Source organism: Hyphomonas sp., from assembly GCF_018402285.1.
Taxonomy (GTDB): Bacteria; Pseudomonadota; Alphaproteobacteria; order Caulobacterales; family Hyphomonadaceae; genus Hyphomonas.
In genome coordinates this window covers 332,093-344,085 of record NZ_JAGYJH010000003.1, presented here as the reverse complement: position 1 = coordinate 344,085, position 11,993 = coordinate 332,093, and the positions used below count along the sequence as shown (strand labels likewise).

Annotated in this window: 16 protein-coding genes and 1 pseudogene; 10 read left to right on the top strand and 7 right to left on the bottom strand. The window is 63.9% G+C overall.

What is annotated here, in order from left to right; all coding sequences use genetic code 11:
• The first annotated feature begins 14 nt into the window (after positions 1–14).
• Genes KG722_RS04210 through KG722_RS04190 form a run of 5 tightly spaced genes read left to right on the top strand, consistent with a single transcriptional unit; the run spans position 15 to position 2,638 of the window.
• Entirely contained in the window at positions 15–797 is a 783-nt protein-coding gene (locus KG722_RS04210) for a 3-hydroxybutyrate dehydrogenase (RefSeq protein ID WP_213269802.1), read from the top strand.
• Positions 798–840: 43 nt separating this feature from the next.
• Positions 841–1,212 carry a hypothetical protein gene (locus KG722_RS04205; protein WP_213269800.1) on the top strand — a complete coding sequence of 124 codons (372 nt, stop codon included), beginning with the start codon at positions 841–843 and terminating at the stop codon, positions 1,210–1,212.
• A gap of 50 nt (positions 1,213–1,262) precedes the next feature.
• Entirely contained in the window at positions 1,263–1,898 is a 636-nt protein-coding gene (locus KG722_RS04200; RefSeq protein ID WP_213269799.1) for a hypothetical protein, read from the top strand.
• 12 nt (positions 1,899–1,910) lie between these two features.
• On the top strand, positions 1,911–2,249 hold the full coding sequence (locus tag KG722_RS04195) for a heavy metal-associated domain-containing protein (protein ID WP_213269797.1): 339 nt from the start codon (positions 1,911–1,913) through the stop codon (positions 2,247–2,249).
• A complete protein-coding gene (locus KG722_RS04190; RefSeq protein WP_213269794.1) occupies positions 2,246–2,638 on the top strand; it encodes a hypothetical protein in 393 nt (130 codons plus the stop codon). Before KG722_RS04195 ends, KG722_RS04190 begins: the two co-directional genes overlap by 4 nt.
• A gap of 64 nt (positions 2,639–2,702) precedes the next feature.
• On the opposite strand, the gene msrB is transcribed toward KG722_RS04190, so the two are convergent.
• The 6 genes and pseudogenes from msrB to KG722_RS15375 all read right to left on the bottom strand — a co-directional run.
• Complete coding sequence (gene msrB, locus KG722_RS04185) at positions 2,703–3,215, bottom strand: peptide-methionine (R)-S-oxide reductase MsrB (RefSeq protein ID WP_213269792.1); 513 nt, start codon at positions 3,213–3,215, stop codon at positions 2,703–2,705.
• Between the two features lie 75 nt (positions 3,216–3,290).
• A complete protein-coding gene (locus KG722_RS04180; protein WP_213269789.1) occupies positions 3,291–3,602 on the bottom strand; it encodes a transcriptional regulator in 312 nt (103 codons plus the stop codon).
• Between the two features lie 19 nt (positions 3,603–3,621).
• Positions 3,622–4,245, bottom strand: coding sequence for a hypothetical protein (locus KG722_RS04175; protein ID WP_213269787.1), 624 nt, complete (start codon positions 4,243–4,245; stop codon positions 3,622–3,624).
• A gap of 748 nt (positions 4,246–4,993) precedes the next feature.
• Positions 4,994–5,527 carry a phosphoribosyltransferase family protein gene (locus KG722_RS04170; RefSeq protein ID WP_213269785.1) on the bottom strand — a complete coding sequence of 178 codons (534 nt, stop codon included), beginning with the start codon at positions 5,525–5,527 and terminating at the stop codon, positions 4,994–4,996.
• Positions 5,524–6,162, bottom strand: coding sequence for an FxLYD domain-containing protein (locus tag KG722_RS04165; protein ID WP_366910215.1), 639 nt, complete (start codon positions 6,160–6,162; stop codon positions 5,524–5,526). Before KG722_RS04165 ends, KG722_RS04170 begins: the two co-directional genes overlap by 4 nt.
• Positions 6,163–6,174: 12 nt before the next feature.
• A pseudogene (locus KG722_RS15375) lies at positions 6,175–6,270 on the bottom strand (MJ0042-type zinc finger domain-containing protein); the annotation flags it as partial.
• 66 nt (positions 6,271–6,336) lie between these two features.
• Here KG722_RS15375 and ftsE point away from each other — a divergent pair.
• The 5 genes from ftsE to KG722_RS04140 all read left to right on the top strand — a co-directional run bounded on the left by ftsE (position 6,337) and on the right by KG722_RS04140 (position 10,107).
• Complete coding sequence (ftsE, locus tag KG722_RS04160) at positions 6,337–7,095, top strand: cell division ATP-binding protein FtsE (RefSeq protein ID WP_213269772.1); 759 nt, start codon at positions 6,337–6,339, stop codon at positions 7,093–7,095.
• A complete protein-coding gene (locus tag KG722_RS04155) occupies positions 7,092–7,964 on the top strand; it encodes a cell division protein FtsX (protein WP_213269769.1) in 873 nt (290 codons plus the stop codon). Before ftsE ends, KG722_RS04155 begins: the two co-directional genes overlap by 4 nt.
• Before the next feature lie 45 nt (positions 7,965–8,009).
• Entirely contained in the window at positions 8,010–8,750 is a 741-nt protein-coding gene (locus KG722_RS04150) for a lysophospholipid acyltransferase family protein (protein WP_213269767.1), read from the top strand.
• The gene (locus KG722_RS04145) at positions 8,747–9,388 is read left to right on the top strand and encodes a DNA-3-methyladenine glycosylase 2 family protein (protein ID WP_213269764.1); all 642 of its coding nucleotides are present in this window, start codon (positions 8,747–8,749) and stop codon (positions 9,386–9,388) included. Before KG722_RS04150 ends, KG722_RS04145 begins: the two co-directional genes overlap by 4 nt.
• A gap of 155 nt (positions 9,389–9,543) precedes the next feature.
• A complete protein-coding gene (locus KG722_RS04140) occupies positions 9,544–10,107 on the top strand; it encodes an HNH endonuclease (RefSeq protein WP_213269762.1) in 564 nt (187 codons plus the stop codon).
• Here KG722_RS04140 and KG722_RS04135 read toward each other — a convergent pair.
• A complete protein-coding gene (locus KG722_RS04135; protein WP_213269759.1) occupies positions 10,080–11,930 on the bottom strand; it encodes a glycosyltransferase family 39 protein in 1,851 nt (616 codons plus the stop codon). The genes KG722_RS04140 and KG722_RS04135 overlap by 28 nt on opposite strands.
• Positions 11,931–11,993 lie beyond the last annotated feature (63 nt).

The window sequence follows — 11,993 nt, the reverse complement described above, 5'->3', positions numbered from 1 at the left end:
AAGGAGACAGGACCATGCTCGCCGGAAAGACCGCCCTTATCACAGGCTCCACCAGCGGCATCGGAAAGGCCATCGCGCTGCAACTGGCAGCCGACGGCGCTAACATCGTCCTTAACGGTTTCGGTGACGCAAAGGAGATCGAGGCAGTTCGCGCGGGTATTGAAAAGGATCATAAAGTAAAAGCAGCCTTCACCGGCGCCGACCTCACAAAGCCCGACGCCATCGAGGCCATGATGGCCGAAGCTGCCTGTACTTTCGGCGGCATCGACATCCTCGTGAACAATGCCGGCACGCAGTTCGTTGCCCCCATCGACGAATTCCCGGTCGACAAGTGGAACCTCATCATCGCGCTGAACCTGTCAGCCGCCTTCCACACTACCCGCCTTGCCCTGCCCCACATGAAATCGAAAAAATGGGGCCGCATCATCAATATGGGCTCGGCCCATGCCAAGGTCGCCTCGCCCTTCAAATCCGCCTATGTCGCCGCCAAGCACGGCCTCTCCGGCCTCACCAAGACCACCGCCCTGGAGAGCGCTGTCCACGGTGTGCGCTGCAACACCATCTGTCCGGGCTATGTCTTCACCCCCCTGGTCGAAGGCCAGATCGCCGACACCGCCAAGGCCCGCGGCATGACCGAGGAACAGGTAAAAACCGATGTCCTCCTCGCCGCCCAGCCGACAAAGGAATTCGTCACCGCCGAAGAAGTCGCTGCCTTCGCCAGCTTCCTCTGCTCGCCCGCCGCCGCCCAGATCAACGGCGCGGACCTCTCCATCGATGGCGGCTGGACCGCACAGTAAGTTTATTTGACGCTGCGCTTCCGGCGCCCCATGTTGAGGCTGAATGCTGAAACGCGCGCTTCTTCTCTCCCTCAGCCTGTGGCTGATGATCGCTGGCGGCCTTGGCGCCCATGCCAGCCCCTGCCACATGCAGGACGAGGTGACGCACGCCGCAACAGAAATTGATTCGGATGACGCCCACGCCCATTGCGACATGATGGCGGACGCAGCCCCGGCCCAGACACCCGGCGATTCCCCGGAAGAGGCCATGGCCACAGATGCTGCCTGCTGCTGCCCTGCCGTCCTCGCCGCTCTCCCCGCGCCCGAAATGCCGGACGCAGCCACCGTGCACTTCATCCTCCCCGCCAGCTTCCCACCTGGCGACAGCGCCCCCTCGCGCACCCTAATCCCCGAGCCCCCGCCCCCGAAAGCCTGACCTGTCGATAATCCGCCACTGGATCAATCAACAGACAGGACAATCGGCTCATGCCATCCAAATTCATTGCTGCGGGGCTCGCCCTTGCGGCCCTCGCAGCGCCTGCGAGCGCCCGGCCCGTGTCGTATGCGGGCGGCTGGACGGTGATGCAGGACAATAATGGGATGTATTCCTCCCTGCACCTGCACTACTCGCCCACCGCCACAGACTCGATCGGTCTCTATACCGAGAACAACTGGGACATGGACACGGTCTTCACCGGCCTTCAGTACAACCGCCTGGTCAAGCGCTGGAACGCGCCCAAGAGCCAGGGCAACCTCTACCTGAAGCTCGGCGCAGGCGCCGCCGATCCCTATGACGGGGGCGGCCAGCGCGCCGCCGGCCTTGCCGGCCTCGCAGCAGACTGGGAAACCCGGCGCGTCTTCGTCTCCTATGACGTGCGCGCCCGGGATTATGGCACAGACCAATCTGTCTCTCATGCCGCTCGGTTCGGCCTTGCCCCTTATGTGGCCGGCTATGGCGACCTCCACACCTGGGCCATGCTTCAGGTGGAACACCATCCTGAGGCGGACAATCCCGTCCAGGTCACCCCGCTCCTGCGCCTCTTCACCGGCCCGGTCCTCGTCGAGGCAGGCTACACGCTGGAAGAAGACCGCTTCCTCCTCAACTGGATCTATCGTTTCTAAAGGAAATCCGACATGAACCTCTTCAAAACCCTCGCCCTCGCCGCTGCCCTTACAATGACGGCCGCCGGCCCCGCGCTCGCCGCCCCGGAAACACCGGCCACCGCCAGCAAGGCCAAAGGCGAATTCGTTACTGCCTATGTCAACGGCCTCGTCTGTGACTTCTGCGCCCAGTCCATCCAGAAAGTCTTCAAGAAGGAAGCCGCCGTCAAAGGCGTACATGTCGATCTCGACAGCGGCGAAGTGCATATTTCGATGAACCCCGGCCAGACCATGGATGACGCCGCCATCGAAAAACTGATCCGCAAATCGGGCTATTCCCTGACCTCAATCGAGCGGGAGGCAGCCGAATGACAGACACCGATGAAATCCGTCCGCCCAGCACCCTGCCGGCCTTCCTGACGCTGTTCACCTCGACCGGCACACTGATCTGCTGCGCCCTGCCCGCCCTGCTCGTGAGCCTCGGGGCAGGCGCGGTAATGGCGGGTCTCGTCGAGACGGTACCGCAGATCACCTGGCTCGGAAAGAACAAGGAACTGGTGTTCGCCTTCGCTGGCGCGCTGCTGATCGCCAGCGGCGCCTGGCAATGGCACGCCCGCAATCTCCCCTGCCCGGCCGACAGGGCCCAGGCGGCCGCCTGTGCCCGGGCCCGGAGCGTCAGCTGGATTGTCTGGGGGCTGAGCGTCGCACTCTTTGTGATCGGAGCATTCTTCGCCTTCTTCGCCGCGGCAATCTTCTACTGACAAAGGAAAGCCCCTCTCCCGGTATCGAGAGAGGGGCTTTTCATAACCGCCTTTGAGGCCGGTCTCAGGCCGCCTTGAATGCCAGCGCCACGCCGTTGTTGCACCAGCGCTGGCCGGTCGGCGCCGGGCCGTCATCAAACACATGCCCTTGGTGGCCAAGGCATCGCGCGCAGTGATATTCCGTTCGCGGATAGAACAGAAGCCGGTCAACGCTCGTTCCCATCACGCCTGGCAAAGGCTCCCAGAAGCTCGGCCAGCCGGTTCCAGAGTCAAACTTTGTATCGGAAGAAAACAATGCCAGGTCACAGCCTGCGCAATGATAGACACCCGTCCGTGTTTCCCGGTCGAGCGGCGAGGTAAACGCCCGCTCAGTGTCATGCTCGCGCAGTACGGCGTAGGCGGCCGGAGACAGGCGCGCCTTCCAGTCCGCATCGCTGAGATTGCGCCAATCATCATCATCATAGCTTGTGCTGACGGGGGACTTCGGAAGGTCCTTGGCCGAAGCCGCCGTGCAGGCGGCAAGGCCGAGCGCGCTGGAGGCAAGGAACAGGCGGCGGGTAAACAGGGGCTGTCTCATGTGTCGCTATACGCCACAGGGGCCTCATCGGTTCAAATCAACGCCGCGTGAGCCCGGATGTCTTTTGCGTGCAGCCTATTCGGCCGGCCGCATGATCGCATCCATCCGCGCCAGCCATGCGAGCCAGGCCTTGCGGCCTGCGTCTGTCAGGAACACGCGCGTCTGCGGCTTCTTGCCGACAAAGCGCTTCTCCTGCGTCACATAGCCTGCCTCTTCCAGCTTCTTGAGATGCGTGGAGAGGTTCCCATCCGTCGCTCCAACCTTGTCGCGCAGCTCCCCGAACACCGCCGGGCTGGCGGTCGACAGGTAGGCCATCACGCCAAGGCGCAGGCGCCCGTGGATCACGTCATCAATGTCATTATGGTCGAAGGGATTGTCGTCGCTCATGGCGTATCCTTCCCGTCGCTCAAACCGTCTCGGAGGGCTCAGCCCGCATCATCAGGAGCCCCGGAACGCAAACCGCGAGGAAAGCAGAGACCGCGCCAACCAGCCAGATGTATTCCGTGCCCGTCAGGAAGACTGCCGCCAGAACACCGGCAAACGCCGCGATCCCGGCAAATTTCAGGGCCGTCTGCCCGGAGATCTCCCCGGTCACGAATTGGCCGATGCCATAGAGCCCGAGCACCATCGGAACCGACCAGTAGAAGCCCTCCACCCCTTCACCGGTCAGCAACATGCGGGCAATCAGGCCAAGGAAATAGACCGAGAGAAATATGCCGGACGTGGTCCAGAGCACCGCCTGCACCCGATTGCCGGCCGAGGCCTGCCCTGCCTTGCCGCGCACGCCGGAGACGAGCAGGAACTGGCCGATCCCGCCGAGCAAACCAAACGCGATCCAGAGATAAAGATAAGCCATACCGTCCAGCTGGAAGGCGCCGGTGGCAATCAGGAAGTGCCCCAGATAGGCAAGCGATACGAGCCCGCCCCACATCGCCAGGAACCGCCCGCCCAGGAGCGGCGCTTTCTGGCCCGCTTCCGCCAGGTCGCGAATGTAGTTCAGGTCATCGGCAAGGCTCGGCGTACGGGTCATATCTGTTCTCCAGAGATTGCTTTGATTTACAAAGTGCTTTTTATTTTATGTGAAGTCAAGCCCGGAATCGGGCCCAAGACACCATTTCCCCTCCTCCATAAAGTCTGAGAGGGCCGGGAGTTTAGGACTCGGGAGTTGGGGATAAGCGCCGCCCTATCCTCCGCATCCCGCGCTCCTCATCATCCCAGAATTTGGGAGAGCAAATGTCCGGTCTCCAGAAAGTCCCGCAGAACCAAAGCGCAGGCTCGGTCCCGGTCTTTACCTGAGGCAAAACCGGAAGACGAACCGAGAAATTTTCCGGGCAACTTATCCGCCTGGGTCCCCCGCCCGGCCAAGCTCCACGCATCCTTCCTGCAGGAGCCGCGCCGGTACCCTTCGGTTTGTGGGCAGCGAGGACAAGCGATTACTCTCCAATCGGCCGAGCAGACCCCCGGAGGATGGGGTGTGACGGGAGTAAGGGCCCATCCAATCTCCAGGGTGGTTGATCCAGGCAGGCCGGAGCAAAAGCCGGGAGAGAATCCCAACTGGTCCGCCCCTTTTGGCAGAGGTCACGAACGTGAGGGGCCCCGAGGATCAGCGATCCCGCTGTGCTTGCCAGAGGGGCGATCAAGGCCCGGCAGCGCCTAAGTCATCCCGAAAACTGCCCGAAACGCCGCTGGCAGTGCGCGGCGGGCGAAAGCGCCTACTCCTCAACCTAAACCTGATCCCCGGGCGCCGCGGCGCAGACGCGGAAACAGCCGCGAGCAATCTAATCAAGCGCCCCGATAAACGGCAGGCCGCGATAGAGCCCCTTGTCGTCCATGCCATAGCCGACGAGGAAACGGCCCGGCGCGTCGAAAGCGCAGAAATCGACGCCCAGCTCGCCGCGTGGGGCCCAGGGCTTCTGCGTCAGCGCCACGGTGATCACTTCCCGCGCGCCCTTGGCCAGGAGGTGCTGGCGGGCAAAGTCCAGCGTGCGGCCGGTGTCGAACACATCGTCGATCAGTAGCACGCCACGCCCTTCCACGCTGCGGGCAATGTCGGCGCGCACCACCACGCGGCCCGAGCTCTCGCGCGCGTCACGGTAGCTCTCCAGCCACATAACGTCCAGAACGGGGTGGATGTGGCGCCGGGCGAGCGCCTTCATCAGGTCGCTGGTGAATGGCGTCGCACCGATCAGGATCGACACCGCCGTCCAGTCCGGGGTGGCAAGGCGCGGGGCAAGGCGGGTGGCCAGCCCTTCCACACGGGCCATCAGCTCGGCCTCGGGCATCACCACATCAATCTTGGGCAGGTCGGTCATTGCGGGCCGGGGGCTCCCTCTTCCATCGGCATCAAAGCTGGCGGCAGCGGCGGGGCCGGTTCGATCACCTCCCCGGCAGGGTCTTCCACCGGCGGTTCGGTCGGCACGGCCGAGCGGTCCACGAAGGTCAGCTCGATCTCATAGCTCTCGATCGGGGTTGGCTCGACCACGACGCCGAACTGGCCGGCCGCGCCGGGCGCCAGCTCCACCGGGGTCACATAGCTGAAACGGGTGGCGACGATCTCGCCCGCCTCGTCCTTCAGGTCCACCCGCACGCCGGGTGTCTCGATCGTTGCCTTGGCCACGTTCACGGCCCGGCCGGTGACGGTGACGATGGGGATCGTGTCATTGAAGGTACGGGTGTGAACAACGCCTTCGAACTCGAGACCGAAACGGTTCACTTCCAGGCCAAACAGGCGGTAGACGCTGGCCGATTGGGGCCAGGCCTTCACCACCTCATTACGGAAGAAGAAAAATGCGCCCGTCAGCGCAACAAAGATGACGCCGATCACCACCCACGACATCAGCGCCGCCCATCGGCTCTTTTCGCGGCGCGATTCGCGCATCTTCTCGCGGTAAAGCTCATGCGGGGCGGGCTTGGCGGGCGCCTCTTCGGCAAGGTGGGCCGGCTGCACGAACCAGGACTGTCCGCAGCTCGCGCACTTAACAGTCCGCCCACTTTCACCGATTGTTGAGTCATCGGCGAAATAATGGGTCCCGCAGGAAGGACAGGTTAGGATCATGGCCCGAAGTCTTCCCCGCTACTCGCCCCGTTCGTTGAACCCGCAAACACCGGACGCGCCAAAGATATGACCCAGCTACGACCGGACATTTTCGACGAAGCGGCCGTCCGCCTCGACGCGGTGACGCTTCGCTATGATGCGTCCGGTGAAATCCTTAGCGGGATTGATCTCGCACTGAAACCCGGCTCGTTCAGCTTCCTCACGGGTGCTTCAGGCGCGGGCAAGTCGAGCCTGCTGAAGCTGCTCTACCTCGCCCGCCCTCCCAGCACCGGCGAAGTCTCCCTATTCGGGCGCCCCACCAGCCGGCTGACCCGTGACCAGCTCTCGGCCATGCGCCGCCGGATTGGCGTCGTGTTCCAGGAGTTTCGCCTGCTCGGCCACCTGACCGCCTATGAGAACGCCGCCCTGCCCTTGCGCGTCATGGGCCGGAAAGAGGCGCAGTACCGCGCCGATGTGGAGGAACTCCTCGCCTGGGTGGGCCTCGGCGAGCGGATGCACAAGCGCCCCGAAACCCTTTCGGGCGGCGAGCAGCAGCGTGTGGCGATTGCCCGCGCGGTAGTCACCCAGCCCGACCTGCTGATTGCCGACGAGCCGACCGGGAACGTCGACCCTGAAATGGGCGCGCGGCTGATGCGCCTCTTCATCGAGCTCAACAAGCGCCTTGGCACCACCGTCATCATCGCCACCCATGATCTCGGCCTAGTCCGCCAGATCGAGGCGCCGGTCTATCACCTCGCCAATGGCCTTCTGGTAAAGAATGCACCCGAGGCCGGCAAGGCCTCCCGCCGCCGGGGCGATGGCATCGAGATAAAGGCAAGCGAATGAAACGCGCTGAAACCTCCCTCCTCCCGCTGGAAGACGCCCGTGAGGCGGCGCTGTTCTTCGTCGTCGGCGCGCTCTGCTTCCTCGCCGCGCTCGCCGCACTGACGGCGAAATCCACCTACGGCGCTGCTCGCGCATGGACCGCCGAAGTGGAGGGGGAATACACCGTCTCCCTGTCAGACGCCGCCCCCCAGGACGCGCAGGCTGCCACTCTGCTCGTCCAGTCGGTTGAGGGGGTGGACGGCGCCCGCCTCCTATCCGAGGCGGAAATCTCCGTGCTGCTGGAGCCAACCTTTGGCAGCCGGGGCCTTCCAGCGGATCTGCCGGTTCCACGCCTCATCGCGGTCACCGCTGCGCCAGAAGCCGGCGACATCGGCCAGGCGCTGACCACGGTGCTGGAAGAGGCAGGCTATCTGGCCGCCGTGGATTCCCATTCGGCCTGGGCAGGTGATGTGCGCCGGATGCTAGGTACCGCGCGGCTCGTGGCACTCGGTATTGTCGCCCTCCTCGCCTCCACAGCCATCGCCGTCATTGCGTTTGCCACCCACGCAGCCCTTCTGGCGCGGCGGGATATTGTCGAAGTGCTGCATATTGCAGGGGCGCGGGACCGGTTCATCGCCGCCCTGTTCGAGCGCCGCTTCTGGCTGCTGGGCCTGCGGGCAGGCACAGTCGGCGCTCTTGTCGCCCTCGCTTCCGTGGCGCTGCTGATCGCCGTCGCGCGGACCAGCGGCAACCGCTCTGGCCTGCTGCCAGAACTGACGCTCGACTTCCCCGATCTCGCCGTGCTCGTTGTCACCCCGGTGATTGCCGGACTGGCTGCGCGCATTGCGGCGGGCGTCACCGTCATGCGGGCGCTCAAATCGGTGATGTAGTCCCGCTATAGTGACGGGCGGCCGGAACGTCGCTACAGCGCAGTCATGATTGCGCTGCGCTCCTACCTGTTCGTTGCCTGGCTCTATGGCTGGATGGCCATCTGCGGCATCCTCTACCTGCCGACGCTGTTCCTGCCCCGCATCGTGGCCCAGCGCGCCATCCGGCTCTATGCCCAGATCATCCGCGTGGGCCTGAAGCTGATCTGCAATATCGAGACGGAGATCCGGGGCCGGGAACACCTGCCGCAAGGCGCCTACATCTATGCCGGCAAGCACCACTGCATGCTCGACATCTTCATCCCCTTCATTGTCTGCAACGACCCCGCCATCATCATGAAGCGGGAGCTGTTATTCTATCCCTTCCTCGGCTGGTACGCGCTGAAAACCCACATGATCCCCATCGACCGGGCTGGCACGTCGAAAACCCTCAAGGGCATGATCACCTCGGCAAAGCAGCGCGTCGCCAAGGGCCGCAGCGTCATAATCTTCCCAGAAGGCACCCGCACGGCCCCCTATACGCCGCCCGCCTACCAGCCTGCCGGCATCTCGGCGCTCAACAAGGCGCTGAACCTGACAATCGTGCCGGTGGCGACTAATGCGGGCCTCTGCTGGCGTGGGCGGGGAACCCGGCGCACGCCTGGCAAGATCATCTACGAAATCCTGCCCGCCATTCCTGCAGGGCTTGACCGCAAGTCCCTGATGCCGCGTCTTGAGGAGGTTCTTGAGACAGCCTCAAACCGGCTCCTTCAAGAGGGCGCCGCCATTCAGAAGGAAAAGCTGGGATGACTGCGCCAAGCCGCCGCAAGCTGAAAACCGCCTGCGAACGCCTTGCCCTGGCAGACCCCGCCCTTGCTCGTGCTTATGACTGCCTCGGCGTGCCCGCCTGGCGCACCAGCGAGCCGGGTTTCAACATGCTCGGCCGGATGATCGCCCATCAGCAGCTGTCTACCAAGGCCGCCGCGACGATCTGGGGCCGGGTGGAAGTCTTCCTCGGCGAGGTAACACCAGAAACCCTGCTCGCCGCCGAACCCGAGGCGCTGCGGGCCTGCGGCCTCTCCCGGCCGAAAGTTGCGCATCTTACCTCGATTGCAGAGGCCATGGTGACCGGCGAGTTAAACCTTACCCGCGTGTGCGCCGCTGACCTCGATACCGCCCGGGCAGAGCTTGTCGCGGTGCGCGGGATCGGCCCCTGGACGGCAGAATTGTTCCTGCTCTACGCCGTCGGCGCGATGGATGCCTTCCCGATTGCCGATGTTGGCCTGATGGAAGCCCACAAACAGCTGGGCGGTTATGAAACCCGCATGGAATCAAAGCTATTTACCCAGCGTGCCGAGACCTGGCGGCCCCATCGGGGAGTTGCCGCCCACCTGCTCTGGGGTTGGCTGAATGCCAAACGGGCCCGGGACGCAGCGCCCTCTGCCTGACAGCGCGCGGCGCACAGGCCCTTGCGTTCAGCCTCCGCTGTCATAATCTTATCAAAGGAATCGCCTAAACGGGCGTTAATCAGAAGCACCAGGAGCGCGCGTCTTCAGCAGGATCAACCCGGATCATGCCCATAGGGGCCACACAGGAGGGACATATGGCTGAGATCATCACCACCCCGCCCAATGGCCGTCCCGCGCTCGTCCTGAACGCTGATTTCAGGCCGCTCTCCTATTATCCATTGTCCCTCTGGCCCTGGCAGGAAGTCATCAAGGCAGTGTTCCTCGACCGGGTCGATATCGTCGCCGAGTATGATTATGTCGTGCGCAGCCCCAGCCGGGAAATGCGGCTTCCCTCGGTCATCGCCCTGCGCGATTTCGTCCGCCAGGACCGGTCCCCGGCCTTCACACGCTTCAACGTGTTCCTGCGCGACGGCTTCAAGTGCGCCTATTGCGGCGCGCAAGACAACCTGACCTTCGATCACGTCGTCCCTCGCTCCAAGGGCGGGCGCACTACCTGGGACAACATCGTCACCGCCTGCAGCCCGTGCAATCTTGCCAAGGGCGGCAAGCTGCTTCGCGAGAGCGGGCTGGACCTCCAGCACCGGCCATTCCGGCCGAACAATTTCCAGCTGCAGGATATCGGCCGGAAATTCCCGCCGAACTATCTCCACGATACCTGGATGGACTATCTCTATTGGGATGTTGAGCTGGAAGGCTGATCGCCGTCGGGGCACCCGCCCCAGTCGAACCGCCAGGCGCGGAAGTGGACCGGATCGCCGTTCGAATAGTTGAGCGCGTATTGCGGCGCTCCTTCCGTCAGGCAGAGGCCGAGCCGAACGCCCTGTTCGCGCAGGGCTGCCGCCAGTTCGGTCATCGGCCGCTCCGCCTTCCGGTCCTCGAAATTCAGGAGGTAGACCACCGGATAGGCTGCGGCATCCGTAGGCAGCTCCACCGGCGTCTGCGGGGGGTGCAGGTTCTGCGTGCCAAGCGACAACACATAGGAGGGCTCGGCATAGCCAAGCGCCAGCACGCGTTCCGGCGTCGGAACATTGCACACATCGTCTTCGCCGGGAACGCCGCACACGTCCTCAAGCGCCAGGCGCGCTGTCTCCGTCGGCTGCACCCAGATCTGGCTGGGCAGCATGAAGATGCGCACATGCCAGCCGATAGCGACGCTGGAGAGGATGGCCATCGTGATCGCCGCTCCTATGCGCAGACGGGCAGATTCCACCAGCGCCAGCCCGGCAAGCGCAAAGCCCGCCGCCCAGAGCCAGAGTGGGAAGTCCCGGTAGGGCGTCCAGGAAGCCAGCACTTCCTCGCTGGAAACTGTGGTGAAGTCACCGGTCGTCTCGGCCATGAAATAGCTGGTCACGCCGGGATAGGAGACCACCAGCAGGAGCGCCGCGCCCAGCGCGAAGGTGACCATGCCGAGCCCGCGCGCCAGCGGCATCTTCATCCCGTCCATCATCTGGACGGCAGCGTAGCCGCAGAGAAGACCGAAGGCCGGATAGGCCGGCAGGATGTAATGGCTGAGCTTGGTGGGCAGGAACTCGAAAAAAATCCAGGTCGGCACGCCCCAGGCGAGCAGGAACTTCAGGCCGGCGGTGCCATGACCCAAGGCACTGAGTGTCTCGCCCCGCAGGGCGCGGCGCGTCGCCATAATGGCCGGGATCACCAGGAGGCTCGCCGGATAGAACCAGGCCGGAATGTGCAGCAGGTGATAGCCCGGCCAGCCGCCATGGCCTTCAGAGGCGCCGACGAACTTGTCCTTGAGGTCCTTGCCGACGGCCCCCTGCACATAAAGCCCGTCGGTCGCCACCTGGATCCAGATCAGCCAGGGCAGAACCATCGCCACAAAGATCAGCGGGCCCGGCCACCAGAGGAGGACCCGCCACCAGTTACCGCCCTGTCCTGTCTTCCAGCGGTCCCAGAGCCAGACGCCTATACCGGCATAGGCCACGACCATCGGCGTCACGGGTCCCTTGATCAGGAAGCCGGCGCCCATGCAGGCCCAGAAGAGCAGCGCCATCGCTTTCGACTGGGACTTCCCGACATAGAGCCGCACCAGCGCACCCATGCCGAGCGTCGTCAGGAAGATCAGCATGCCGTCTGTCTTGGAAATGTGCGCCTCAGACGTCAGCAGCAGCGTCGCCCCGAAGAGGGCCGAGCCAAGGAAACTCGCCCGTCGCCCGATAAGGGGGATGCCGGCCCAGAAACAAGCGAGCGTACCGAAAGCGGCGCCCAGCCAGCTGGGGACACGATAGGTCCAGATTTCGTTGGCTTCCGGCCCGGTGAAGATCGCCGTGGACGCCGCCTGCATCCAGTGGATACCGGCCGGCTTCTTGTTGCGCAGCTCGTCCTGGTACTGGATCAGGATGTAATTGTCCTCCTCCAGCATCTCCTTGGAGGCCTGCGCAAAGCGGCTCTCGTCCCGGTCCAGCGCCGGGAGGAGGAATACACCCGGCGCAGCTGCGCCAAACGTGATAACGAACAGAAGAACCCAGGCCTTCCAGCCGGTGGAGAGACGGTCGAGCAGTGTCATGGCCAGCTTATTAGCGTCCCTTGGATCATTCGTCTTGCACAATTGGCGGCGCCCATTTGGACA